Raw genomic sequence first — 23762 nt, 5'->3', positions numbered from 1 at the left:
ACCTAATAACACAGATGGAGTGCAATAAGCCGCACTCCATTTTTCTTACGAGCAATGCGTTCTAATAGGAAGTGTCATGAAACAGATTCCTTGTGTATTAATGCGGGGTGGCACATCAAAAGGCGTCTTTTTACTCGCTGATGATCTCCCAACCGATATTCAACAACGTGATGCATTGATTTTAGCCATTATGGGCTCCGGTCATCCGCTACAAATTGATGGCATTGGCGGTGGTAGTCCACAAGCCAGTAAAGTCGCCATCATCAGTCCCTCAACCCACCCTAATGCCGATGTTGACTATCTTTTTGCTCAAGTCGCCATCACCGAAAAAATTGTCGATACTGCGCCAAATTGTGGAAATATTTTGTGTGCGGTAGGCTCATTTTCTCTCGAAAAAGGGTTAGTTCCCATTACCGGCGATGTGACCACCGTCAGAGTACGTAATGTGAATACCAATACGTTTATTAATGCCACCATCCAAACACCTAACGGACAAGTGGAATACGATGGCAATGCGACGATTGCAGGTGTTCCCGGTCATGCTGCACCTGTTGGGTTAACATTTCTAAACGCGAGCGGGACCAAAACAGGGAAATTATTTCCGACGGGTAACGTCATCGATATTATTGATGGTGTTGAAGTCACCTGCCTTGATATGGCGACCCCCGTGATCCTGATAGATGCTCCTCAGTTAAACAAAACGGGGTATGAAACTGCCGAACAACTTGAAAGCGATAGTGAGTTTATGCAAAAACTGGAGCATCTTCGCCGGCAAGCGGGCGAGATGATGGGCTTAGGTGACGTCAGTAAAAAAGTGATCCCAAAACCCATTTTAGTTTCCCCTGCAATTCATGGCGGCACCATTAATGTGCGTTACTTTATGCCTCATAAATGTCACGGTGCACTAGCCGTCACTGGGGCAATTGCGATTGCCACGGGTTGCATGATTTCAGGGACAGTTATTGAGCGTTACCTTCAAGGGAGAGTTAATATGCAGCAAATTGCCATTGAGCATTTAAGTGGCAAATTTGAGGTGGCATTAACCAACCCGACGGATAAACCAGAAGGAATTCAAGCTTCGATTATTCGTACTGCAAGAAAATTATTTGAAGGAAAGGTCTTTGTGCCTTAATGGATACAGGTGCCTGCCTCTATCATAGAGGCAGGATATTAAAATCACTTCACAAACACATTCACAAATCCACCATTAATATAATAGGAAACCTGATGAGCTTCATCAGGGGTTGGGATCTCCAACTTCCCCGCCATTCTTTCCATTACATTCTCGGGTACGGCATATTTGCGTTGACGATTTTGTTGCTGCCACTGCTTATACGGCACTTCCAAATAAATCAAATGCACCTTCGCTTGGTAACGGGCAAACAGGCTGATCATACTTTCACGCAGTGACGCACTGAGCGAGGTCGCATTCCAGATAAAATCCTGCTTACGACGTAAATAAACCTTCGCCTGCTCTTTAGCTTGCTGAGCCACCCAACCTTGGGCATTTTTATCGGCCGGACTGATTTTATGGACTCGACGAATTTCATCAAGGCAGACCATCGGCGTCTGTGGATAATGCTGTTGAATAAAATGGTCCTTTCCCATTCCCGGCAGACCGCACAACATAATCACCTCACTACCATCGTCATCAAAAGGCTGGTAATCCGGTGTACCACGCTGTGTGTGGAAATAGTGAAAACGCCCTGCCAATGAGGCAAATTCTTTGGGTTTATCCCAACAATGATGCTCGCGGCAAAAGAGTTCAAACAGCTCAATGCGTGCCAGTAAGTCAGCTTTATCTTCACATTCGCGCCCGATAGCATCTGCTTTGGCTAACATACACAACAAGGACATTTCGACCCGTAATGATGCAGCGTACAGTGCACGTTCCGGATCGGGCTTATCCATTAACCAAAGCGGCAAGCCATGAAAACGGACTAATGCCGCTATTTGTTCGCGAATCGCAAAAGGTGTTTCCACTTCGCGAAATAGGATATTCCGCGCAGATAGCTCGCCTTTTTTGGCATGCCCCGGTGAACGAATGCGCCCTTCTTCTTCTCGGGTGGTACTGCGCTTTTCCACATCGTGTAAGAGCGCCGCTGTCCAGACAATTTGCTGTTGCGCTTCAGGCAATTGCTGATATTCCGGCAAGTCTTCCAGCGCGGCTAATACCATTTTGGTATGGATAGCCACATCCCCTTCCGCATGGTGCTGTGCATCTTGAGGGACGCCATGCATATCGCGCACAAATTCAAACTGATCAGCAAGTTGTGACCATTCCCGTTGTTTTGTCAGTTGCCAACTCATTGGTCACCACCTTGCATCTCAAACGCCAATTTTGCACGCTGCCAATTACGTTTCCAGTGAATATCGGTTTTCACATGATTTTTACGCACATATTTAAAAACGTGCTGCATAAAATCATCCACGGCAAAGCCTTGGCGATTGCGCGTGACAATGCCTTCCATACTGCACGGTTTTCCAGTGTGGGTGTCCTGTGCAATAAATTGGCTATCTTCCCCTGCCGCGGCGATTAACCCACTGCGGTATTGTTGGGCAGTGAGGGTGTTGTCGATATTCAAATGAAGCTCTGGTACAGTCGGAAAATCAAACAGAGAAGCGTAAAACTTCACCTCATCCCAACTTAGCCAATAGTCCCCTTGGCGCACCGCAAACACATAAAAATAATCTTCGATATGTTGATATTCGATGGAATGCACTGCATACAGATTTTCACCAAACAATTCGATATCGCCCAAATCATCTTTAATTAATTGCCAACGCTGACGAATTTGCTGCGTCCATGCCGATTGTGTCGGAGCACCATGGGAACGAGCAAATACACCGTGACGATTCAAGCAATTATTTTCACCATCGAGTTTTTCAGTATGAACCAGTTGTTCAATATTTTGGATGTGCGCCCACCAATCGCTATTAATACGATCGTCGCTGGTGGTGCCCGGTGAGAACGGATAGTGATACGTTCTACCATACTTCCTTGATTGCATATTCATCATGCTTTCTCTACAGAAATAACAAAACACAACAAATCTTGTACAAGATTTGCCTCTGCGCTAATTGAGAAATCAAGTGTTGGTATTACATATCTAGTCCGCGAGACGGCCTCATTTTGGGTGTTTTATCAGAAAAACAGCAAGAAATAACTTAGTTGCGGGGATTCTAAACGAACTAATTAGGTAAAAGCCAGTAACATATTCCTAATTATGCTCGTATTAACCCACATCACTCAATTGAGATTCATCCAGTGGATATTTCACCACCACTTTATTGCGGTACAAACAGCGGTCGCTAAGTGTGAGCGGCTCTTGCCCTTTCGTCGTGATTTGCTGCCAAATTTCATTATGGCGATAAATGACGCCATGCTCCCGAACAAACTGATGATTTTGTTGGTAAATATGATATTTATGTTCTCGTGGCGAAGAACACAATAGTTCCCCTTCAATTTGGTGCTCACCTATTTTAAAAACCAGCTGAAACGTCGCTTGCGTTGGGTTATACAAAACAAGGTCGATATAGTTGTAAAAAATAGCAGCGCCTGAACCAAATGACAGTACCCGCCCGTCATCCGGAAAAGGGTCAAAGCTGTGGTTTGCTCGTTCCACCACTTGTAGCGGTGAGTGCAGTGCCATCCAGTGGATTAAATTGCTCAATTGGCAAATTCCGCCACCAATACCGCTGCGAGCCTCGCCATAGGAAAGCTCCATTCCTTCCACAAAACCACGTTTAGCCGTAGGCTTACCCACCAAGCGGCAAAACGAAAAATATTCTCCCGGTGCGATGGTGACGCCGTTCATTGTTCCAACTGCAATCCCGAGGTTAATCACTTTGTTATGTTGTAGCCGAAGGTCTGATTGCCCCAATTTGCGGATCAGCCGTGATGTGTGTTTATGGTAACGATATTCCAGTGGCTGCTCCGCAACATTGCGGGTATATTTTCGCCCAGAAAATGCCCAATGCCAGCGTCTAAGTAGTCGTTTTTGATTCACGCGCAGCCAATACAAAATAGGATGGTAGGAAGAAAGTGGTCTGCGCATGTCGAGCCTTATCGATGTTAGATAAAAAAGGAATATTCACATAATTACCTCATCATCAATATAGTCACAGTCCGATAATCCATGTTCCACTTAGCCACTATTTTCTCTCACCGCTTTCTGCTTATTTTCCCTATCTTCTATCTTTCCAGATTTCAGACTTCAGATTTTAGGTTTTTCCTTAGCTTCCCCAAACATTGGTTTTATTTGTCGCTTTTGACCTAATACTCCCAAACTATGGCTCTATGGATTTTGTGCTGTAGCAAGGCGGCAAGTGCAGCTAATCCCTAGGAGCATACATAAGTATGTGACTAGGGTTAGTAAGCGAAGCCAACACCGCTACAGCACAAAAGACGACGAGCGATTAATACAATCCAAGAACCGCCCCGACGGCTAGCGTGAAAAAACTGAACACCCAAATCCATCCGAACGAATAACGCAAATGGCGACCCATATCAATACCGGCTAACCCCATTGCCAACCACGCAGCTGGCGAGAATGGGCTCACGAACGTACCCGCGTTATTACCGATTGCCATGGCATACACCACCGCGGATGGGTCAACGCCTGCGGTCGCTGCAATCTGCTGAATAATGGGTAACAGTGCAAAATAGTAAGCGTCAGTGCTGGTGAAGATATCCATCGGAACGCCAAGAATACCCACAAAAATATGAATTTTTGATACCCATTCCGTTGGCAGAATTGATGTCAGATCCATCGCAATGGATTTCAACATTCCACCATCAGATAAAATACCTAAAAATGCCCCAGCGGCAAGAATAATTGCCACCATACCTAACGCCTGAGGTGCATGTAGGGAAAGCACCTTCATCTGCTCTTTGGGGTTGGGATAGTTAATTAATAATGCTAAAGAAAGCGCAATCATAAACACATATGGTGCTGAAAGTAGCCCGAATGCTAAACAAATAATCGCCCCGACAATCAATCCACCATTAATTAATGGCTTTTTAGGTTTATGGACAGTATCAGCCACATCTACGATTTGCTCACTCTCACCTAACAGTGAATCCATTTGATACGGCGTAGTGCCATTTAACGCAGCCGTTGCAATACGACGCTTTTCACGCATTCCCATAATGATGGCAAATACCACTGCGCCACCCATACCAATCAATTGCACAGGAATTAAACCTTGCCATAGTGTAGAAGCATCAATGCCTGTTACCGCTGACGCACGGCCTAATGGTCCGCCCCACGGCACCATATTCATGATCCCCATACTTGCACACATCAGCAGTAACATTAGGTATGGACTCATCCCTAATTGCCGATACAGCGGTAATAATGCAGGAATAATAATTAAAAATGTGGCGGCGCCAGAGCCATCTAAGTGCACTACCCCCGCGATTAGTGTAGTCATGATACAGACGATAATCACATTACCACGAGTCATTTTGACCATCATGCGGATCAGCGGGTCAAAAATATGCAGATCTTTCATTAAACTGAAGAATAAAATGGCAAATAAGAACATAGCTGCCACTTTAGCGACTTTATTAATGCCACTTTCAAAGAAGACGGATATTTCACCAATAGAATATCCCGCTAACAGGGCTCCAATAAAAGGAATACACGACATTGCAATAATTGGGCTAGCTTTGCCCATCATAAGTAAAGTGACGATTGTCACAATGATTAAAATACCAATAATCGTTAACACATTTACCGTCCTTTTTAGAATTATATTTTCACAGGCTAATACACGTTGCTGAAAATAAACGAGCTGAACTCTCTACCGCTGTAATTTTATTTTCATCTCCACATTGGGTGTTTTATTGCTTATATAAATCTCTTATTTAGGTTGCAAGATGAAAATTGTGTTTTTGCTGGGATAATATCGATTTAGCGTTAATAAAAATCACTTAATAAAATAAAAATCCAGCGAGAAAATCTATTAACACCATAAAAACCATAAAGCACAATTAAATCAATCAATCTTTATTTATCATTAAGTTAGGGTAGACACCGAGGGATAAAGGCGTATTTATCACGACTTGCGATAATCACCCTCATTTAAATGTCTTCACTGATTTATTTTCTTTGTCTATTAATAAAAAATTGCAAGTAGATATTTATGCTTTTTATTCTTTCTCTCAAAATTTCCTCTGTTTTATTGCTTTTTGCTCTCTCTTATAACGAAAAAAAATTATCGAATAACTAAATTTGCCGTTTTATCACAAGAATCAACAATCTTTTTTTGTATACTGTCAGAATTATCTTAAGCACTGTTATAAGGAAAGAAGAATGAGTTACCTATTTTCACCTGCAAATCTAGGTCAAGTTCAACTTGCTAACCGTATTGTTGTCCCACCTATGTGCCAATATTCTGCACATGATGGGCTAATCAGCCCTTGGCATCAGGCACATTATATGAACCTAGCCTTATCCGGTGCCTCATTGGTGATCGTTGAAGCCAGTGCCGTGACTCCTTCAGGTCGGATTACGTACAAAGATTTAGGTCTGTGGAATGAACAACAAATGCGGGAATTTAAGACCCTGCTAACGAATATTAAAACCTTTGCTAATGCTAAATTTGGTATTCAAATTGCTCATGCAGGCAGAAAAGCAGCCTGTGCGCTTCCATGGGAAGGCGGCCAAAATTTAGCCCCCGACCATGAGTATGGTTGGCAAACTGTTGCACCATCTGCCCTTGCGTTCGGCGATAGTTACCCACCCAAAGCACTAACCGTAGATGAAATCCACGAAATCACTCAACAATTCGTGGATTCAGCTAAACGTGCCGAGCAAGCAGGCTTTGAGTTAATCGAAATTCATGCTGCCCATGGCTATTTATTGCATGAATTCTTATCGCCTATTGCTAACCAGCGACAAGATGAATATGGCGGTAGTTTTGCTAACCGTACTCGCTTTTTAGTGGATGTTTTTCGTGAAATACGTGCAGCAGTCAGTCCGCACATCGCCGTAGGCATTCGTATTTCAGCAACAGATTGGGTTGAGGGTGGCTGGGATCTTCCTCAATCGATTAAACTGACTGAAATATTAGAAGAATTTGGCTGTGATTATATTCACGTTTCGTCAGGTGGATTATCAGATAAGCAGCAAATTCCGGTAAGTCCAAACTATCAAGTACCACTCGCACAAGCGATTCATGAGCATACCGACATGCCAGTCATTGCGGTGGGTTTGATCACGGAGCCACATCAAGCAGAAGCGATTATTGCTACTGGGCAAGCAGACTTTATTGCCATTGGTCGAGGAATTTTGTATGAGCCTCGTTGGCCATGGCGTGCTGCCAGCGTGCTTAATGAACAAATTTCAGTCGCGCCACAATATTTACGTTGCGCACCGCACCAGTTTAAGCAGCTATTTAAATAAGCGCTGACTTAAAAATAATAAGACCACGGAAGTTTTCACCACCGTGGTCTTATTTCATGATTAAAGAGAATCAATTAACGCGCGTTAGTCGCACATTCTTGAACAAATGAAATCATAGTTTGTTGGAATTCAGGCGCAGCCGCAGGTGATTTTTGCAGCTCGCTGTCTAAACGTTTAAATTCTTTCAAACCATATTTTTCAACAGTTTTGTCATAAGCACAGCCACAGATTGCGCTGATAGCTTGTGCAGTTTCCGCATCAGATTCACCCGACGCTTTCACACAACTGTTCACGAACTCAGAGCGATACTCTGCAATTTCTTTTTTCTCGTCTGAACACGCTGACAACAATGCCATCATACCCGCCATACCCAATACTAATGCTGTCTTTTTCATTTTTAACCTATTTATCTTTGTCTATATCGGATTAACATTAAAACCCTACAACATACCTTACTATTAATCATAGCTGCTTTAATATGAAAAAGCTTGTGTCAATTAAATATTTAACGCAAAAATTAATATCAATGATTTCACTAATTTAAGGTTTAAATTTTATGATTTACTGAGAGATAAAATATAATTTCAAGCGTTGTCGAGAGAGGACAAAAAAGCCGGAAGATAATTCCGGCTTTTTGCTAATGGATATTTTTAATCAAAATTCAATGGAATTACCAATAACCTAGGAATTTCCACCAAATACTGCCTAAACTTATCCAAATAATTAAGTTAACAACACTCATGACAAAGCCCGCTTTCCACCACTCACCTAACGTCGCATAGCCTGAACCGAAAATAATCGGCGCTGTCCCTGTACCGTAGTGTGTTAACGACATCATTAAAGAAGACGAGAATGCTAAGGTTAAACCGAGCAGCATTGGCGGTGCACCTAATGCCAGACCCGCAGCAAAGAAAGCACCAAACATAGCGGTAATGTGCGCAGTCGTGCTTGCGAAGAAATAGTGAGAATAGACATAAATGAGTACCAAAATTAAGGTACCCCAGACCCAGCTAATGCCCATACTATCGATAGAATTCCCTACCGTAATAGACATCCACTTGATCAAGCCTAATTTTCCTAAGAAGCTCGCCATCATTACGAGTGCAGCAAACCATACAACGGTATCCCACGCCCCTTTATTTTTTAGGACATCATCCCAGTTAATGACCCCAGTCCCTAGCAATACGCTCAACCCAATAAAAGCAGCAGTGGTTGCATTAACACTGAAAGATGGACCAAACAGCATTTCAGGTACCCCGGCCCACATCATTAATAACAGAATGAAGACCCCTAACGTGATCATTTCTGGCAATGAAATTGGTCCTAGTTGTTGTAAACGCTCCTTCGCGAAATTAGGTGCATCCGGTGTAGACGTAATTTCTGGTTTATACATAAAGTAGATAACCAGAGGCATTAAAATCAAAGAAACTATCGCAGGCACAAATGCCGCAATCGCCCACATTCCCCAAGTGAGTTCATTACCTTTTCCGGCTTCACTGACAATTAAACTTACAATCAATGGGTTAGGTGCAGTTGCAGTAATAAACATCGCGGATGTGATGGGGTTGATATTGTAGTTTACTAAAGAAAGATAACGCCCTATTTTCCCTGCTGTTCCATCATCCGCTTTAGAACCAAAGCTGTCTGAAATTGAACGCATAATTGGGTGAATAATACCCCCACCTCGCGCGGTATTACTTGGCGTGACAGGTGCAAGGATTGTTTCCGCAATTGCCAATGAGTAGGCAATTCCGATCGTTTTCTTACCAAAAAGTGAAATAACGTAATAACCAATACGTGCTCCCAATCCTGTTTTGTTCAAACTCATGGAAACCATAATCGATATACCAATCAACCAAATAAGGTCATTGGAAAAACCACTTAATGCATCCGCAATTGCGCCTTTCGTGGATTCAGGATTCGTTACGCCGGTCGCTGCAACTAATGAAATTGCGACGATTGACACTCCGCCAATCGGTAAGGCTTTACCAATAATGGCGGCGATTGTTCCGACAAATAGAGCTAATAAATGCCATGCATTAGGGTTAACGCCTTCTGGGACAGGAATGGCAAACCAGATAATTAACGTGATAGCGACAGCAATTAAGGTGGGTATCGGTTTTAACGGAGTCAGTTTATTCATAAGGGTATCCATACAGTTTTGAGATGGAATTACAGAGAAAGTGCAATGTATATTTTTTATTCTTAGCATTGATGTTAGCAAATAATCATTTGAAAATATTGATCGTTATCATTTGGTTACTGAGTTTCATATGAATTTCAAGTCATTATGTAACAAAATGTAATCAAAACTCACAAATAGCCACAGACTATTAATAGGAGTTATAAATGCAATACAGAACAAAAAACGAGTAATAATTGTGCATAAAAATACAATTAACTCATCCATCAGATTAAGGCTATTAAATATTAAAATATTTTCTAAATACTCAACTAATATACAAAAATTCAATAACTATTGATATTTATCCGTCTAAAAATTAATGCTGAATCGAATTCCTCATAATTAATCAAAAATAGCAATAAAGCCCCTTGTAAATGAATTTTTTTCGTTTATCTGCATGGGTTAAAATCGAATAATCTATTTGGCTAATAAAATTATTTATCTCAAATCTTAAGCTATTAGGAAAAATAGATAACTGGCGTATATACCGTCAATTCATTACCTAATAAGATTATCATTGTAAGTAATAGTCACTTCCACACTAATCACGCTATTTTTTATTTTCGTCAGTCTGTAGTTTCGCGAACCTGTGGGAAGTTAAACTAGAATGAATCTGAGGATTCATTTAATTACGCTTTTTATAAATAAAGGAGATTAAAATGACATTTAACGACACTCATTACAAGAGCATGCAACAACCATGCATCGTTTTATGTACGACGAATAGCCAAGAAAGCGCGATAAAAATTGCACAACATCTCTTAAATAGCCATATTGCGGCCTGTGTCTCTTTACTACCAGAAATGACATCAGTTTATTTGTGGAAAGGAAATGTGACGGAAGATAAAGAAATTTTATTACTGATAAAAAGTACTGTTGGTAATCAACAGGCACTATTTGATGCAATAAAAGAAATTCATCCCTATGAAATCCCTGAATTAATTAGATTAGACCCTAGCCAAGTTGAGGATAATTATTTGCAGTGGCTAGTTAATTCTGTTCGTTAATATTCATACTTACCATATTAGTGTACTTTTATATTCTTTTTTCATATAGCAAAATTTGATCATTTTTATTAGCTGGTCAGCTTTGGTAAATACGAAATTAGTGTTATATAAGTATTCTCGCTTAATATTTATTTTCCTCCTTCATTTGGAGGATTTTTTTGTCCCGCCACTTCCACTAGCGTTAAATTTTATACGCCCAATCCAATTATGAGTATTTCAATTCAATACACTAACCTTGGCAAAATAAAAGGTGTAAATCTTTTTTATGTCTTATTTAGAATATTCACCTTGCCCAATATCACCCAAATACTATATTAAAATATATATTATTAAGTAACATAATGATCAAAGGGGAAATCATGTCAAAATTTACTGAAATCAACCAAAACACACATAAAACCATGCCCGAACTAGGACAACGTATCCCTGATGTGATAGCGCATTTTTCCAGCTTAATTGCCACCGCATCAAGGGAAGGCGCTCTCGATACAAAAACCAAAGAACTCATTGCCATCGGCATCACGGTTGCAAGCCGCTGCGATGGCTGTGTTGCCTTCCACACAAAAGCCCTTGTAGACCTAGGTGTAACACAACAGGAACTTGCCGAAGCATTGGGCGTTGCTATCTTAATGGGAGGAGGTCCTTCTTTCATGTATGCAATACAGACATGGAATGCTTATAACGAATTTACGAATACGCTCTAAATCTGAGAATATATTCATGGATGAGGCTCATCCTCATCCATGAATAACGAGTTAACAGACTCTTGCCGGCTGATTATTGGCTTTATAGTAAGGTACGTAACTTGGCGTTAACCCTTCTTGACCACGAATTTTATCGGCAAGTTTTTCCGCTATCATAATCGTCGTCGCATTTAGGTTGCCGGTGATAATCAGCGGCATAATTGATGCATCAATCACCCGCAAATTTTCCAGCCCGTGCACACGCCCTTCACCATCAACAACTGCCATCTCATCTAAGCCCATTTTACAGGTTCCACAGGGGTGAAATGCGGTTTCAGCCCGTTCTCGCACAAAGGCATCTAACTGCTCATCAGTGACGATGTGCTTGCCCGGGCTGATTTCCTCGCCTCGATAGGGGTCTAAGGCAGGCTGAGCCATAATTTCACGGGTGATACGAATAGCCGCACGAAACTCTTCCCAATCCTGTTCACAAGACATGTAATTAAACAAAATACTAGGATGTTGATGTGGGTCTCGGGATTTTATCTGTACCCTCCCACGGCTTGGTGAACGCATCGATCCCACATGGGCTTGAAAACCATGTTGATTCACCGCGTTGCTCCCATTGTAGTTAATCGCCACTGGCAGGAAGTGAAATTGGATATTTGGCCAAGCAAATTTTTCACTACTGCGGATAAAGCCTCCCGCTTCGAATTGGTTGCTCGCGCCGATCCCTGTTCCTTTAAATAACCATTCTGCCCCAATCATTGGCTGATTAAACCATTTCAGTGCTGGATACAAAGAGACTGGCTGCTTACATGCATATTGCAAGTACATTTCCAGATGGTCTTGCAGGTTCTCGCCAACCCCTTCCAGATAATGAATCGGTGAAATTGCCAATGTGTCTAAGACTGCTTTAGGACCCACGCCAGAACGCTGCAAAATTTGCGGAGAAGCAATTGCCCCTGCACATAACAAGACTTCTTTACGCGCTTTCACCACATGCTCTTGTGGATGTTTTCCTCGATAATATTTCACGCCAATCGCTTTTTTACCCTCAAATTCAATGGTATCCGTCGTGGCATAAGTGACTATCGTCAGGTTTTTTCGGCTACGTGTCTGGTCCAAATAACCCCGAGCTGTACTTGCACGACGCCCTTGTGGTGTCACTGTACGATCCATGGGACCAAACCCCTCTTGCTGATAACCATTTAAATCATCAGTTCGCGGATAACCAGCTTGAACCCCCGCTTCAACCATGGCATGAAATAGAACATTATTCGTGGATTTAGGCGTCGCCACACTCACAGGACCTTGGTCACCATGGTAGTCATTTGCACCAATATCTCGGGTTTCTGCTTTACGAAAATAGGGCAAGCAGTGCGCATAATCCCAATCTTCAAGCCCTGGAGCTTGTGCCCAGCTATCAAAATCCATGGCATTTCCACGAATGTAGCACATACCATTTATTAGCGAAGAGCCACCTAACCCTTTTCCTCGCCCACATTCCATGCGGCGATTGTTCATATAGGGTTCAGGCTCTGTCTCATAAGCCCAGTTATAGCGACGCCCTTGTAAAGGGTAAGCTAATGCCGCTGGCATTTGCGTGCGAAAGTCGAACCGGTGGTCCGGTCCTCCTGCTTCAAGGAGCAGCACAGTAACATCAGGATCTTCTGTCAGGCGGGTAGCAAGAACGTTACCGGCTGAACCAGCACCGATAATAATGTAGTCATAGACCATTGTTATCTCCTCTGTTTCAGTCAAATTAAGTTATTAAAAAATAGAGGTAAACTCTCCGAGTTCTACTTGAATGGATTTAATTTGAGTATAATTTTGTAAGGTGACAAGCCCATTTTCACGCCCTACACCAGAGTGTTTATAACCTCCGACGGGCATTTGTGCGGGGGATTCCCCCCAAGTGTTGATCCAGCAAATTCCAGCGTCCAATTGGTGAATAACACGGTGTGCTCGCGCAAGATCTTGTGTCACTAATCCTGCTGCTAAACCATAAATCGAGTGATTCGCTCTTTCGATCACTTCCTCTTCAGTACGGTAAGTAAGAATGCTCATCACTGGACCAAAGATTTCCTCTTGGGTAATTTGCATTTCATCAGTGCAGTCAGTAAAGACCGTCGGTGCCACATACGCACCATTGGCGAGTTCACCTATCGTTAAGCGTTCTCCACCACACAACACTGTCGCCCCTTCAGTTTTGCCAATCTCAATATAACGCAACACATTTTCCATATGCTTGAAGCTAACTAAAGGACCAAAGTTGGTACTTTCCTCTATCGAGGAGCCAATGCGTATACGTGCGACACGTTCCGCAATTTTGGTTTCAAATGCTGGTTTCAAATGTTCGGGAATAAATACTCGCGTTCCATTCGTGCACACTTGCCCTGAACTGTAGAAGTTCGCCATCATGGCAATATCAGCCGCTTTGTCTAAATCCGCATCATCAAAAATAATTAATGGTGATTTACCGCCAAGCTCCATTGTCACTTCTTTAAGACTTGAACTAGAAGCATTAGACATGACTTTTTTCCCTGTCGCGATCCCACCAGTAAACGATATTTTAGCAATATCAGGATGTTTGGTAAGCCATTGTCCAACCTCGCTTCCCATCCCCGTCACCACATTGAATACCCCTGCGGGCAAACCCGCTTCAGTATAAATTTCCGCCAGCTTTAACGCTGTTAATGAAGTCATTTCACTCGGTTTAAATATCATCGCGTTACCCGCCGCCAGTGCTGGAGCGGATTTCCATAATGCGATTTGAATCGGATAATTCCATGCCCCAATACCCGCGACAACCCCCAGTGGTTCGCGGCGTGTATAGGCAAATGAAGTTTCACGTAATGGAATTTGCTGACCTTCTAATGCAGGAATCAAACCTGCATAGTATTCGAGGACATCTGCGCCTGTGACAATATCGACTGAACGTGTTTCTGAAAGTGGTTTCCCTGTATCGAGGGTTTCTAAGTATGCGAGTTCATCATTACGCTCACGTAAAATATCTACCGCGCGGCGCAAAATACGCGAACGTTCCATCGCAGCCATTGCTGCCCAAATTTTTTGCCCCTGCTTTGCACTCTCCACCGCCCAGTGAATGTCGTCTAGGCTTGCTGATTGCAAATGAGCAATTACGTCGCCATTGGCTGGGTTTATCGATTCAAACTGCCCACATTCCGGTTGTGAACTATCTACATATCCGCCATGAATATAAAGCTTATGAATGGGTGGAATCTGCATAGTATCTCCTTTGAAAAATAATTAGGTCGAATGTTCTCCTGCGCGAGCCAATTGCATATCAATATATTCGTTAGTGATGCTTAACGCTTCTTCAACGGGAAAAGGTCCATTGCTGAGTGCGCTGCGCAACCATAAGCCATCAATCAGGGCTGCTAGCCCTTTGGCTGCGTGACGTGCGGCAGATTTATTCAACACACGCCCAAACTCATAACTCAGGTTAGAATACAAACGACGGTCATTGACCTGCTGTAAACGGTTAAGATTCGGCTGATGCATACTGCTTGCCCAAAATGCCAACCACGTTTTCATCGCGGCTTCGCTAATTTGGGTTGTATCAAAGTTTCCTTCCACAATCGCTTGAATACGCGCCTTAGGATGTTCACCACTCAACATTCTTAATCGCATCGCGATACCAAAACCCAGTTGATACTGAATATGGCGCATTGTCGCCTCTAATAAACCGCTCTTATCACGGAAATAGTGACTAATAATGCCGGTGGAAACACCTGCTTTACGGGCGATCAGGACAAAGCTAGCTTCCTGCATTCCCACTTCGTTAATCACCGCTAAAGTGGCTTGAATTAACTGCTGTTTACGAATCGATTGAACGCCTATTTTCGGCATGGCATGAGAACCTAATAAAATCATTGAACGCCTTCATTAAACAATTTTTTAATTGAATGTTCAATCAATATTAAATATTATTTATAACAATTGATTTACAAATAACTCAAGGAGACACCTGTGAAATTTTAAATCTTTGCTATTAATTCAATCTGTTAGCAAAGGATCTAATTTTAAATTTTCATCTAGATAAAACTGTGGAACTGCCAATGACAAACTCAAAAAGTCCAAAAAATGGGCAGAAAGATCAACTCAATCATGTTGTTTTTTTCACCTCCGCCGCCTTAATTTTGGCGTTTTCTTTTTTCACCATTCTGATGACTGACACCGCAAATCAATGGATTATTGCCACACTCGGTTGGGTATCAAAAACCTTCGGATGGTATTACTTACTCGCTGCCACCTTGTATATCGTCTTCGTTATTTTTATCGCGACCTCCCGCTTTGGAAATATCAAATTGGGACCCGAACAATCTAAGCCGGAATTTAGCTTACTCAGCTGGTCAGCCATGTTGTTTGCGGCAGGAATCGGTATCGACTTAATGTTTTTCTCTGTCGCCGAACCCGTGACGCAATATATGCTGCCCCCAACCGGTGAAGGTGAAACCCTTGAAGCGGCTCGTCAGTCGATGGTGTGGACTCTGTTTCACTATGGACTCACGGGCTGGTCAATGTACGCCTTGATGGGCATCGCGCTCGGTTACTTTAGTTATCGCTATAATTTGCCGTTAACCATCCGTTCTGCCCTATATCCGATTTTTGGTAATCGGATTAACGGACCGATTGGTCATACCGTAGATATTGCCGCGGTTCTCGGTACTATTTTTGGTATTGCCACTACCCTCGGCATTGGTGTGGTACAGCTCAATTACGGGTTAAAAGTGCTGTTTGACCTTCCCCAAGGGCTAACCGTACAAGGCGGACTGATTTTTCTTTCGGTGATCATGGCGGTGATTTCCGCCACATCGGGGGTCAATAAAGGGATCCGTATTCTCTCGGAACTCAACGTGTTGCTAGCCTTGGGGCTGATCCTGTTTATTCTCTTTGTGGGGGATACGGAATTTTTGCTCAATGCGCTGGTACTCAACGTTGGGGATTATGTGAACCGTTTTATGGGCATGACCTTGAACAGTTTTGCGTTTGATAGACCGACCGACTGGATGAATAGTTGGACGCTATTTTTCTGGGCATGGTGGGTGGCTTGGTCGCCTTTTGTCGGGCTGTTTTTGGCGCGAATTTCCCGTGGTCGCACCATTAGACAGTTTGTGATTGGCACCCTAATCATCCCGTTCGTCTTCACGCTACTTTGGCTGTCAATCTTTGGCAACAGCGCCTTATATGAAATCATTCACGGTAATAAAGCGTTAGCCCAAACGGTATTAGAGGCGCCCGAAAAAGGATTTTATTCCCTACTTGAGTTATATCCAGGTTTTGGATTAACCGCTTCCGTCGCCACGATCACAGGATTACTTTTCTACGTAACCTCTGCCGATTCAGGCTCGTTAGTGCTCGGCAATTTCACGTCAAAACTGAGTGACATTAACCATGATTCGCCTAACTGGTTGCGAATTTTCTGGTCGGTAGCAATTGGCTTGTTAACCCTTGGCATGCTAATGACTGACGGAGTACCCGCCCTGCAAAATACCACCGTGATTATGGGGCTGCCCTTTAGTTTTGTGATTTTCTTTATTATGGCTGGGCTTTATAAGTCATTGCGATTTGAAGATTATCGCCGCGCCAGTGCCATCAATACCAATGCCCCTGCGCCACTGTACGGTAACGAACCGATTAAGTGGAAACAGCGTCTGGGACGTGTGATGAATTTCCCGGGAACCACCTACACGCAGCGGATGCTGGATTTAGTTTGTATTCCGGCAATGCAAGATGTGGCGAAAGAGCTGGAATTGCGTGGAGCTAAAGTGGAATTTGCAATTCATCCTCTCGCAGAGGAAGAACGACTTAACCACTTAGAGTTAGTTGTCGATCTCGAGGAGGAGCAAAGTTTTATCTATCAAATTTGGCCTCGTCGCTACACAGTGCCAAGCTTTACGTACCGAGCACGTTCAGGGAAATCCCACTATTACCGCCTTGAAACTTATTTATGGGAAGGGACGCAAGCGAACGACTTAATGGACTACACCAAAGAGCAAGTGATCAGCGATATTCTTGATCAGTATGAAAAACATTTGAATTTTATTCATTTAAGCCGCGAAGCACCGGGAGCCACATTGACCTTTCCTGAAGGGGGCTAAAGAATAGACTAGCATTTGAATTAACAACAAGGCGCTCAATGAGCGCCTTTTGCTTACCACAATACGGATGCGTGTTTATTCGTTTTTATATTTTTGTTCTAACATCGATTGAAACTCTCGTGGGTTGTCCATCCACGATAAATGCCCCGGACAGCCAACCGCACTTGGGTTGATATCACAAGGACGTATATGATTGAGGATGGATTTTTCATCTTCATCCCGCTGTTCTAATAACGATTGATAACTGCGGTCTTTCTGGGCAATTTTTAATTTTGGATCAAATTTGAATTTCTGCTCTTCCCGCAGTTGCTCGATTCCTTGGTAGCTTTCATTATATAGCCGATCAATGGGTGATTTTTCTTTAAATGACAAGTCGGTGGCAAAGCCCAAATGAGCAGAAAAAATAAGAAAAAAGACAACAATAACCTTTTTGAACATATGGATACCTACTGTAAATGCATAATTTGGCATTATATGCACTTACTACACATAGGAGTATAAAATATATTTTAAATTTTCAAATTTTATTAATTATCATTTAGTTAACTTAAATTGATTATAAAATCAATTGTTTGAATAACACCAATGACTATAGTTATTGTTTATGCCTGTTTTATTTATCACTCTTACTATTAAGCGCCACATTAATCCATCCCGCTACGCAAAAACAGACAGAAAAACAGGCAATTTTCTAAATTTCGAGCTAAAACTATAGTAGCGTTTTTATTTATGAGGGAATGACATGGAGCCAGTGAATAGCCACATCACCTATAAAGTGAACCATTCGATTTCGGTGGATGATTTTTTGAATTTATTGAAGCAATCTCCACTGGATACGTTTGTGCCGACTGACGATGTCGCGTTGCTGGATTCGATGTTAAATAATGCAGATTTATTGATCAGTGCTTGGGTAGATGAAAAAGTGGTGGGTTTTGCTCGTTCGATTACGGACTTTAGTTTTTGCTGTTATATCTCTGAAATTGCGGTAGATACTCAGTATCTCCATCAAGGTGTCGGTAAGCATTTGCTGCGCCTAACCGCCGAGGAATTGCCCCCCGAGTGTCATTTAATTTTTCGCTCCACCCCCGACTCCCAAAACACTTACCCCAAACTCGGCTTCACTCCCTGCCCCTATACATGGCATATCTCCGCCAAAAGCTTTCTAGACAAAATGAAATCCTAAAATACCGAGACTTTGTTTCACCCTTGTTTTTGCTTTAGTTTTGGTTTTGGTTTTTCCTTTGACCTTCCCCAACCATAGCTCTAAATAATTCGCGTTGTGGCAAGGCGGCGAATACGCTAAGCCCTAGGAGCATACTCAAGTATGTGACTAGGGTTAGCTTATGAAGCCAACACAGTCACAGCGTGAAGTATGACGAGCTACGATCTCAACTTAGAGCGCAACCTCTTAATGGCTTGACTGTGTAATTGACTAACCCTCGACTCCCCCACCTCTAAAACCGCACCAATCTCTTTCAAATTCAGCTCTTCTTGGTAATACAGCGTCAGCACCATTTTTTCGCGCTCTGGCAATTGTTCTATCGCCGCCACGATTTGGTCTTTCAGGCTGGATTCCATTAGTAAACTCAGTGGGTTACCACCATCATCTTCATCCATTGATGGCTCACAGCTTTCCCCATGCACTTCGTGCCATTCATCGTAGGAGAACAGTTGGCTATTGTTGGTATCCAGCAGTACTTGGCGATATTCCGCCAAATCGATATCCAGCGCTTTGGCAATCTCAGGTTCAGTGGCACTGCGCCCAAGGCTTTGCTCAAGTTCCCCAATGGCTTTGGTCATTTCACGGGCTTGGCGACGCACGCTACGAGGAACCCAGTCACGGCTACGCAGCTCATCGAGCATGGATCCGCGGATCCGCTGTACGGCATAGGTGGCAAAAGAGGCACCTAATGAGGCGTCGAAACGTTCTAATGCGTGGAGTAGCCCGATGCCACCCGCTTGAATTAAGTCATCGATATCAACGCTGGCAGGAAGTCGGACTTGCAGTTTCAGGGCTTCATGGCGTATTAGAGGGTAATAACGCTCCCATAGGCTATTTTTATTAATGACACCTTCGGCAGTATATAAATCACTCACAACCTGAATCACCCTTCAAGTTTTAACTAAAGGTAGCCATTATCTGTGTTACGCGTAATTTCAATCCGCAGAGTAAGGCACTAAATCAGCCGTTATTCTTTTTATCCTAAATAAATTTGATGAAACCCGACATTTTTTGATTCTATTTTTTGCGTTTTCTTTTGGACTTGCCCTTGCCTTTGACCTTGCCTTTGACCTTGCCTTTGACCTTGTTTTTGACCTTTGTTTTGACCTTGTTTTTGACCTTTGTTTTGACCTTGTTTTTGACCTTGCCTTTGACCTCAACAACGCCAAAACGCGCCCTAAATAATTCGTGTTGCAGCTAGGCGGCAAGCTGGATTATCCCTAGGAGCATACTGAAGTATGTGACTAGGGTAATTTAGTGCAGCCAACAACGCTGCGGCGCGAAGTATGACGGGCGTTCATAGTAACAACAACGCCGCGGTGCGCAGCATGACGGGCAAAAAAAAGACCAGCAAAGCTGGTCTTTAATAAACTATAAAAGTCTAAATTAACGTAACAGACTCAGAACACCTTGTGGAACCTGGTTAGCTTGTGCTAACACTGCAGTACCTGCTTGTTGCAGAATCTGACCACGGCTCATGTTAGAAACTTCTGTCGCGAAATCAGCATCTTGGATACGGCTACGTGCTGCGCTCAGGTTGTTTACAGAGTTGTTCAGGTTGTTGATAGTAGACTGCAGACGGTTTTGGATAGCACCTAAGTCTGAACGCAGGCTATCAACAGTTGCTAATGCTTTATCTAAAGTAGATAGAGGATTTTTAGCATCCAGAGCCTTTTGTTCATCTGGGGTTAAAGCCGTTGCATCAGCAAATTCTAATTTTGGAGCAACTGAGCCAGCTTTTTCTCCTGCAGTTACTGTAGGTGCAGCGATCTTACCAGTAACTTCTTTACCAGCAGCATCTTTACCAACAACTAGCATTTGGGTTTTATCATCTGTACCATCAGGCTTAGTTGCATAATAAATTTTAGCATCAGTAATTTTGTCACCACCAACTGTGATATCCTCAAAACCTTTCTTAGCTGCTGCCGTTGCAGTTACAGAATCGTCAAGGTCACCTTGAAGTGCAGAAACAAAACTATCAGATGTCACTTCAGTTCCAAATTTTCCCTTACTGCTTGCATCAAAACCTTTCAAGCCTAATACTTCGCTGTCGATCTTTTTCAAATTGATAGCGATAGTTTCAGAATCGTTAGTACCAACCTGAATTTTCATTGAAGTATCTTCGCTAAGCACTTTCACACCGTTAAACTGAGTTTGTTCAGAGATACGGTTGATCTCGTCCATACGCGCAGTAACTTCTTTATTGATAGACTCGATGTCACTCTTAGAGTTAGTGCCGTTTTGTGCTTGAACAGTCAGTTCACGAACGCGTTGTAAGTTATCGTTGATTTCATTAACTGCGCCTTCAGCGGTTTGTGCGATAGAGATACCGTCGTTTGCGTTACGAGAAGCTTGAGTTAAACCTTTAACGTTTGCAGTGAAACGGTTAGCGATTGCTTGACCCGCAGCGTCATCTTTTGCGCTGTTGATACGTGAACCAGAAGATAAACGCTCAATCGCAGTACCCAGTACGCCCTGTGAACGGTTTAAGTTGTTCTGAGTAGTCAGAGACAGAATGTTGGTATTGATAACCTGTGCCATAATGTATTGTCCTTTTTATCTTAATAGTCGATTAAGCACGCTGGCTTAACTCGGTAAATGTTGTCAGCAATAACATTATCGGCGGCACCCAAAACCCCTTTAGCCCTTTTTATAAAAATCTTTCATATTTCGAGGCTAAAGCCCGCGGGAATCGGTTTTTTTTACACGAAAATTTTTATTAAATTCTTTTTTTATCGTTAATTTCCTCATCATTTTTATTCAATAAGCCTAATTACCTGCCTTTTACGGTTTAACTCCCCCCATTATTATTTCGCCGAATAGTCTAATATTTTTCCCCAATTCGCCGATAAAGGACTAAATACGAATTTATTTTCAGGGTTTATATTCAGGAGAGATTTATGGCAGGCATATCCACACTCGGTATCGGGGCTAACTTAGACTTAAATGTGCAAATGGATCAATTAGAGGCAATGGAAAGACGCCGTCTCGATCCGTTAACACAACAAAAAGCCAGCTATGATGCGCAAATCAGTGCATTTGGTAAGATGCAATCTTCATTAGAAAAACTGAAAAAAGCAGCGGAAGACCTTAAAAAATATGAAGACATCAGCACCACGAAAGTGAGTGGTGAATATAAATCTTTTGATGTAAAAACCGATGGTAAAGCGGTTGCTGGTGTACATGATATTAAAGTCACCCAACTGGCGAAAGCGCAAACTATTGCCACCAAAGGACACAGTGACAATAAAGAATTACTGGGTAGTGATGCCAAAGAGCGTACCATCACCATTACCCAACCTTCGCAAAAAGAAGCAAAAGATAAGATTGTTATCAAACTCGATAATGAGAGCACATCATTAATTGAAATTGCTGATGCAATCAATAAAGCAGATAAAGGTGTTTCTGCCTCCGTTATTAAAGATAAAGATAACCAATACCACCTTGTTGTGACCTCGAAAAAAGCGGGAACTGATAGCCGCATGAGCATCAGTGTTGACGGTGATGATAAATTAGCAAAAGTGCTAAACGTCGAGTCAACGTTGGTCGATGGCAAAGTCACGATTGTGGATGAAGCCAGTAGCGGCATGGAACAAAAAGTTCCACCGCAAAATGCGCAGTTAACTATCGACGGTTTTGACCTTGAGTCGCAAACTAACGAAGCCAAAGACCTGTTTCCTGGTTTAACCCTGTCTTTAAAAAAAGAGAGTGAAGATGGCAAATCCGACCATTTAATTATCTCTGAAGATATTGAGCCCGCTAAAGCTAAAATTAAAGCGTGGGTGGATGCGTATAATGAGTTCCAAACTTTAGCTAAAGAGCTCACTAAATACACCCCAACCGAAAAAGGCACTGCACCGGATAAAACCAATGGTCCATTAATCGGGGACTCTACGTTACGTGGTATTCAAAGCACCTTACGCAACCAAGTGCGTACCCCACAAGATAGCGGTGAATTAAACCTGCTGAATAAAATGGGCATTAAGCAAAAACTGGACGGTACGTTAGAAATCGACAGTAAAAAACTTGATAATGCCCTGAAAGATAACCCATCGAGTGTGAAAGTATTCTTTGCGGGTGACGGCGAAAAAACCGGATTTGCTACTGAGAACTTTAATTTCTTAAAAGAGACCTTAGATAGCAAAGAAGGTACGCTGCATAACGCCACAGATGGCGTACAGAAAAAAAAGAAAAGCATCGATAAACGTATCGAGCAAACCAATAAACAAATTGAAAACACCATGGATATTTATCGTCGTCAGTTCCAAAACCTCGATAAAATGATGAGTTCATTAAACAGCACGACTAATTCATTAGGCAGACTTTTAGGTTAACCGCATGTATCAACGTAAAGCCAATCAAGCCTATCAGCAGGTCAGTTTGGAGAGTGAAATCGCCAATGCGACCCCGTATCAACTGATCCAAATCCTGTTTAAAGGGGCCTTAAGTGCCCTTAAACGGGGAGAGATTTTTATGGAACAGGGGAACATTGCTGAAAAGGGTAAAGAAATCTCAAAAGCCATCGACATCATTGACACGGGATTGAAACAATCGCTAAATTACGAGGCTGGTGGCGAACTTGCCGAAAATTTAGCAAGTTTGTATGAATACATGACGCGGCAATTGCTCCGCGCCAACATAGAAAACAACGTGACTTATGTCCAAGAAGTTTACCAATTACTCTCCGATATCGCCTCTGCATGGCAACAAATCGGTGCAAATGTGGATGAAAGATAACCAGGTGGACAATAAAAATCCTATCTATTTACTTGAAATATATCGTAATGTCTTAATATTAAGTGAAAACTTAGTTTCGCTCGCACAGTCAGGGGAATGGGAGACATTAATCTCCCGAGAAACTGAATATGTCCTTGCCGTTGAGAATTTAACGGCACTGACTCAAGAATATGAGCAGGAACAACCTATTACTGACGACTTTGTGCAGTTACTACACCAGATCATTGAAAACGAACGAGTGACAAAAGAATACTTACAAAATCATTTGAATTTTTTAAGTAAAGAAATCAAACAACTCGACCAACAAAAGGTATTGAATAATAGCTACGGCCAATTTGATCAACCCGATGCTCCAAGGGTTATTAAACCCCTTGAGTAACAGGTAAAG

At 42.5% G+C, this 23762-nt stretch carries 22 protein-coding genes; 10 read left to right on the top strand and 12 right to left on the bottom strand.

Annotated elements, in window-relative coordinates; genetic code table 11:
• The first annotated feature begins 76 nt into the window (after positions 1 to 76).
• Positions 77 to 1132 (top strand): 4-oxalomesaconate tautomerase, encoded by a 1056-nt coding sequence (locus PROVALCAL_RS02780; RefSeq protein ID WP_006657564.1) that lies wholly within the window; start codon positions 77 to 79, stop codon positions 1130 to 1132.
• Positions 1133 to 1176: 44 nt separating this feature from the next.
• On the opposite strand, the gene PROVALCAL_RS02775 is transcribed toward PROVALCAL_RS02780, so the two are convergent.
• The 4 genes from PROVALCAL_RS02775 to PROVALCAL_RS02760 form a co-directional block, all read right to left on the bottom strand.
• A complete protein-coding gene (locus PROVALCAL_RS02775) occupies positions 1177 to 2310 on the bottom strand; it encodes an AAA family ATPase (protein ID WP_006657563.1) in 1134 nt (377 codons plus the stop codon).
• Positions 2307 to 3017, bottom strand: a complete 711-nt coding sequence (locus PROVALCAL_RS02770) for an RNA ligase family protein (RefSeq protein ID WP_039861520.1) — start codon at positions 3015 to 3017, stop codon at positions 2307 to 2309. The genes PROVALCAL_RS02775 and PROVALCAL_RS02770 overlap by 4 nt, the downstream gene beginning before the upstream one ends.
• A 219-nt stretch (positions 3018 to 3236) precedes the next feature.
• A complete protein-coding gene (locus PROVALCAL_RS02765) occupies positions 3237 to 4058 on the bottom strand; it encodes a VanW family protein (RefSeq protein WP_039861504.1) in 822 nt (273 codons plus the stop codon).
• A 361-nt stretch (positions 4059 to 4419) separates the two neighbouring features.
• On the bottom strand, positions 4420 to 5736 hold the full coding sequence (locus PROVALCAL_RS02760; protein WP_006657560.1) for a CitMHS family transporter: 1317 nt from the start codon (positions 5734 to 5736) through the stop codon (positions 4420 to 4422).
• A 584-nt stretch (positions 5737 to 6320) separates the two neighbouring features.
• On the opposite strand from PROVALCAL_RS02760, the gene PROVALCAL_RS02755 reads away from it, so the two are divergent.
• Positions 6321 to 7412 (top strand): NADH:flavin oxidoreductase/NADH oxidase, encoded by a 1092-nt coding sequence (locus PROVALCAL_RS02755; RefSeq protein ID WP_006657559.1) that lies wholly within the window; start codon positions 6321 to 6323, stop codon positions 7410 to 7412.
• A gap of 74 nt (positions 7413 to 7486) precedes the next feature.
• Here the strand turns inward: PROVALCAL_RS02755 and PROVALCAL_RS02750 are convergent, their stop codons facing one another.
• Together PROVALCAL_RS02750 and PROVALCAL_RS02745 are read right to left on the bottom strand one after the other, a co-directional pair.
• On the bottom strand, positions 7487 to 7807 hold the full coding sequence (locus PROVALCAL_RS02750; protein WP_006657558.1) for a hypothetical protein: 321 nt from the start codon (positions 7805 to 7807) through the stop codon (positions 7487 to 7489).
• A 275-nt stretch (positions 7808 to 8082) separates the two neighbouring features.
• Positions 8083 to 9555, bottom strand: a complete 1473-nt coding sequence (locus PROVALCAL_RS02745) for an anion permease (protein ID WP_006662021.1) — start codon at positions 9553 to 9555, stop codon at positions 8083 to 8085.
• 701 nt (positions 9556 to 10256) lie between these two features.
• Between PROVALCAL_RS02745 and cutA the strand changes: the two genes are divergently transcribed.
• Entirely contained in the window at positions 10257 to 10604 is a 348-nt protein-coding gene (gene cutA, locus PROVALCAL_RS02740; protein ID WP_006657556.1) for a divalent-cation tolerance protein CutA, read from the top strand.
• 359 nt (positions 10605 to 10963) lie between these two features.
• Positions 10964 to 11308, top strand: coding sequence for a carboxymuconolactone decarboxylase family protein (locus PROVALCAL_RS02735; protein ID WP_039861498.1), 345 nt, complete (start codon positions 10964 to 10966; stop codon positions 11306 to 11308).
• A gap of 51 nt (positions 11309 to 11359) precedes the next feature.
• Here the strand turns inward: PROVALCAL_RS02735 and betA are convergent, their stop codons facing one another.
• Genes betA through betI form a run of 3 tightly spaced genes read right to left on the bottom strand, consistent with a single transcriptional unit; the run spans position 11360 to position 15163 of the window.
• Positions 11360 to 13027 carry a choline dehydrogenase gene (betA, locus tag PROVALCAL_RS02730; RefSeq protein WP_006657554.1) on the bottom strand — a complete coding sequence of 556 codons (1668 nt, stop codon included), beginning with the start codon at positions 13025 to 13027 and terminating at the stop codon, positions 11360 to 11362.
• A 33-nt stretch (positions 13028 to 13060) separates the two neighbouring features.
• Positions 13061 to 14539: a betaine-aldehyde dehydrogenase gene (gene betB, locus PROVALCAL_RS02725; protein WP_006657553.1), complete on the bottom strand. Its 1479-nt coding sequence runs from the start codon at positions 14537 to 14539 to the stop codon at positions 13061 to 13063.
• Between the two features lie 21 nt (positions 14540 to 14560).
• Positions 14561 to 15163, bottom strand: coding sequence for a transcriptional regulator BetI (gene betI, locus PROVALCAL_RS02720; protein ID WP_006662025.1), 603 nt, complete (start codon positions 15161 to 15163; stop codon positions 14561 to 14563).
• Positions 15164 to 15372: 209 nt separating this feature from the next.
• On the opposite strand from betI, the gene PROVALCAL_RS02715 reads away from it, so the two are divergent.
• Positions 15373 to 17415: a choline transporter gene (locus tag PROVALCAL_RS02715; protein WP_006657551.1), complete on the top strand. Its 2043-nt coding sequence runs from the start codon at positions 15373 to 15375 to the stop codon at positions 17413 to 17415.
• A 75-nt stretch (positions 17416 to 17490) separates the two neighbouring features.
• On the opposite strand, the gene PROVALCAL_RS02710 is transcribed toward PROVALCAL_RS02715, so the two are convergent.
• Complete coding sequence (locus PROVALCAL_RS02710; protein WP_006657550.1) at positions 17491 to 17886, bottom strand: hypothetical protein; 396 nt, start codon at positions 17884 to 17886, stop codon at positions 17491 to 17493.
• A 271-nt stretch (positions 17887 to 18157) separates the two neighbouring features.
• Here PROVALCAL_RS02710 and PROVALCAL_RS02705 point away from each other — a divergent pair, with 271 nt between their 5' ends.
• Positions 18158 to 18598, top strand: a complete 441-nt coding sequence (locus PROVALCAL_RS02705) for a GNAT family N-acetyltransferase (RefSeq protein ID WP_006657548.1) — start codon at positions 18158 to 18160, stop codon at positions 18596 to 18598.
• A 197-nt stretch (positions 18599 to 18795) separates the two neighbouring features.
• Here the strand turns inward: PROVALCAL_RS02705 and PROVALCAL_RS02700 are convergent, their stop codons facing one another.
• Positions 18796 to 19512: an RNA polymerase sigma factor FliA gene (locus tag PROVALCAL_RS02700; protein ID WP_039861494.1), complete on the bottom strand. Its 717-nt coding sequence runs from the start codon at positions 19510 to 19512 to the stop codon at positions 18796 to 18798.
• Positions 19513 to 19648: 136 nt separating this feature from the next.
• Here PROVALCAL_RS02700 and PROVALCAL_RS19665 point away from each other — a divergent pair, with 136 nt between their 5' ends.
• On the top strand, positions 19649 to 19822 hold the full coding sequence (locus tag PROVALCAL_RS19665) for a hypothetical protein (RefSeq protein WP_006657546.1): 174 nt from the start codon (positions 19649 to 19651) through the stop codon (positions 19820 to 19822).
• Between the two features lie 201 nt (positions 19823 to 20023).
• Here PROVALCAL_RS19665 and PROVALCAL_RS02695 read toward each other — a convergent pair whose 3' ends face one another.
• Positions 20024 to 21178 (bottom strand): FliC/FljB family flagellin, encoded by a 1155-nt coding sequence (locus PROVALCAL_RS02695; RefSeq protein ID WP_006657545.1) that lies wholly within the window; start codon positions 21176 to 21178, stop codon positions 20024 to 20026.
• Between the two features lie 359 nt (positions 21179 to 21537).
• Here PROVALCAL_RS02695 and fliD point away from each other — a divergent pair, with 359 nt between their 5' ends.
• From fliD to fliT, 3 genes are read left to right on the top strand one after another with little or no spacing between them, the layout of a single operon-like run.
• Positions 21538 to 22971 carry a flagellar filament capping protein FliD gene (gene fliD / locus PROVALCAL_RS02690; protein ID WP_006657544.1) on the top strand — a complete coding sequence of 478 codons (1434 nt, stop codon included), beginning with the start codon at positions 21538 to 21540 and terminating at the stop codon, positions 22969 to 22971.
• A gap of 4 nt (positions 22972 to 22975) precedes the next feature.
• Positions 22976 to 23374, top strand: coding sequence for a flagellar export chaperone FliS (gene fliS / locus PROVALCAL_RS02685; RefSeq protein WP_006657543.1), 399 nt, complete (start codon positions 22976 to 22978; stop codon positions 23372 to 23374).
• Positions 23364 to 23753, top strand: a complete 390-nt coding sequence (fliT, locus tag PROVALCAL_RS02680) for a flagellar protein FliT (protein WP_006657542.1) — start codon at positions 23364 to 23366, stop codon at positions 23751 to 23753. Before fliS ends, fliT begins: the two co-directional genes overlap by 11 nt.
• The last annotated feature ends 9 nt before the right edge of the window (positions 23754 to 23762 follow it).

It is taken from the genome of Providencia alcalifaciens DSM 30120, assembly GCF_000173415.1.
In the GTDB taxonomy this organism is placed as follows: Bacteria; Pseudomonadota; Gammaproteobacteria; order Enterobacterales; family Enterobacteriaceae; genus Providencia; species Providencia alcalifaciens.
The sequence above is the reverse complement of the archived record's forward strand: the minus strand, read 5'-3'. Positions and strand labels throughout refer to the sequence as shown.

Bases quoted from the DNA above. Each gene is read 5' to 3' on its own strand.
- PROVALCAL_RS02710 (WP_006657550.1), bottom strand. From the start codon at position 17,886: ATGCCAAATTATGCATTTACAGTAGGTATCCATATGTTCAAAAAGGTT.
- PROVALCAL_RS02705 (WP_006657548.1), top strand. From the start codon at position 18,158: ATGGAGCCAGTGAATAGCCACATCACCTATAAAGTGAACCATTCGATT.
- PROVALCAL_RS02745 (WP_006662021.1), bottom strand. From the start codon at position 9,555: ATGAATAAACTGACTCCGTTAAAACCGATACCCACCTTAATTGCTGTC.
- betI (WP_006662025.1), bottom strand. From the start codon at position 15,163: ATGCCGAAAATAGGCGTTCAATCGATTCGTAAACAGCAGTTAATTCAA.
- fliD (WP_006657544.1), top strand. From the start codon at position 21,538: ATGGCAGGCATATCCACACTCGGTATCGGGGCTAACTTAGACTTAAAT.
- betB (WP_006657553.1), bottom strand. From the start codon at position 14,539: ATGCAGATTCCACCCATTCATAAGCTTTATATTCATGGCGGATATGTA.
- PROVALCAL_RS02765 (WP_039861504.1), bottom strand. From the start codon at position 4,058: ATGCGCAGACCACTTTCTTCCTACCATCCTATTTTGTATTGGCTGCGC.
- cutA (WP_006657556.1), top strand. From the start codon at position 10,257: ATGACATTTAACGACACTCATTACAAGAGCATGCAACAACCATGCATC.
- PROVALCAL_RS02750 (WP_006657558.1), bottom strand. From the start codon at position 7,807: ATGAAAAAGACAGCATTAGTATTGGGTATGGCGGGTATGATGGCATTG.
- PROVALCAL_RS02780 (WP_006657564.1), top strand. From the start codon at position 77: ATGAAACAGATTCCTTGTGTATTAATGCGGGGTGGCACATCAAAAGGC.
- fliT (WP_006657542.1), top strand. From the start codon at position 23,364: ATGAAAGATAACCAGGTGGACAATAAAAATCCTATCTATTTACTTGAA.
- PROVALCAL_RS02715 (WP_006657551.1), top strand. From the start codon at position 15,373: ATGACAAACTCAAAAAGTCCAAAAAATGGGCAGAAAGATCAACTCAAT.
- betA (WP_006657554.1), bottom strand. From the start codon at position 13,027: ATGGTCTATGACTACATTATTATCGGTGCTGGTTCAGCCGGTAACGTT.
- fliS (WP_006657543.1), top strand. From the start codon at position 22,976: ATGTATCAACGTAAAGCCAATCAAGCCTATCAGCAGGTCAGTTTGGAG.
- PROVALCAL_RS02775 (WP_006657563.1), bottom strand. From the start codon at position 2,310: ATGAGTTGGCAACTGACAAAACAACGGGAATGGTCACAACTTGCTGAT.
- PROVALCAL_RS02770 (WP_039861520.1), bottom strand. From the start codon at position 3,017: ATGAATATGCAATCAAGGAAGTATGGTAGAACGTATCACTATCCGTTC.
- PROVALCAL_RS02755 (WP_006657559.1), top strand. From the start codon at position 6,321: ATGAGTTACCTATTTTCACCTGCAAATCTAGGTCAAGTTCAACTTGCT.
- PROVALCAL_RS02695 (WP_006657545.1), bottom strand. From the start codon at position 21,178: ATGGCACAGGTTATCAATACCAACATTCTGTCTCTGACTACTCAGAAC.
- PROVALCAL_RS02735 (WP_039861498.1), top strand. From the start codon at position 10,964: ATGTCAAAATTTACTGAAATCAACCAAAACACACATAAAACCATGCCC.